The sequence below is a fragment of the Granulosicoccus sp. 3-233 genome, from assembly GCF_052681095.1.
The window spans coordinates 1-924 of record NZ_JBQYLE010000054.1 but is presented as its reverse complement, the minus strand read 5'-3'; the positions used below and the strand labels follow the sequence as shown (position 1 = coordinate 924).

General features: G+C 55.7%; 1 protein-coding gene. It reads left to right on the top strand.

Features of this window, described 5'->3' with window-relative positions; genetic code table 11:
• Positions 1 to 728 (top strand): Mu transposase domain-containing protein (locus tag ACUNV4_RS30385; RefSeq protein WP_430882432.1); only part of this gene is annotated, 728 nt, incomplete at its 5' end.
• Positions 729 to 924: the final 196 nt, after the last annotated feature.

Below are 924 nucleotides of genomic sequence, written 5' to 3'. Positions count from 1 at the left end.
CATTCTTCAGCATCGGACAGCTCAATGCGGCGATTGCGCAGCTGCTCGACTCGCTCAACGAACGACCCTTTCAGCGCCTGCCTGGCTCACGTAAAAGCCGGTTTGAAAGCATCGAGCGACAGGCGCTCAAAGCTCTGCCAGCCTCTCCTTATGAATACGTTGATATTCTCGACGCCCGCGTACATATCGACTATCACATTGAGTACAAACGTCACTACTACTCCGTCCCTCACAACCTGAGCAAAACAACAGTCGAGGTGCATGCCAGCGCCAAGCTTGTCAGTGTCTATGCACGGGGGCAACGTGTCGCCTGTCATGCCAGATCTCATGTCCGTGCCGGATATACGACTCTCACCGAGCACATGCCCGGTGGCCACAAGTTCATGGCCGAGTGGTCAGTGGAGCGCTTCGAATCATGGGCCAGTGACATTGGCCCTTCGACGCTGCACGTCACTCAGGAGCAGCTACGTAGAAAACGTCTTCCTGAACAGTCTTTCCGTGCGGTTCTTGCACTGCTGTCTCTGGCCAAAAAGTATGACCGGGTCAGGCTGGAGGATGCCTGCCTGCGCGCACTGGAAATCGGCTCGCCAACGCGTACCAGCGTGGAGTCAATCCTGAAGAAAGGGCTCGACAAGAAGCCGCTGAACACGGCAAAGGACGCTGAGCTGCAGGACGACCTGTTCCTGCAAGATCACGAAAATGTTCGCGGTTCGGAAGCCTTTCACTGAGCTTGGCGTAACCGTGTACTACCGGTGGGCGAAGCCGGTCCTCTTCGCCATCACAACCTCAAACACCATCAAGGAAATCCTATGAACCACGATGCACTCGTGGCGCAGCTGCGCACACTGAAACTCACCGGTATGGCTGATGCCTTCGAGCAACAACTTGAGCAACCGGCGACACATGATGATCTGAGCTTCCATG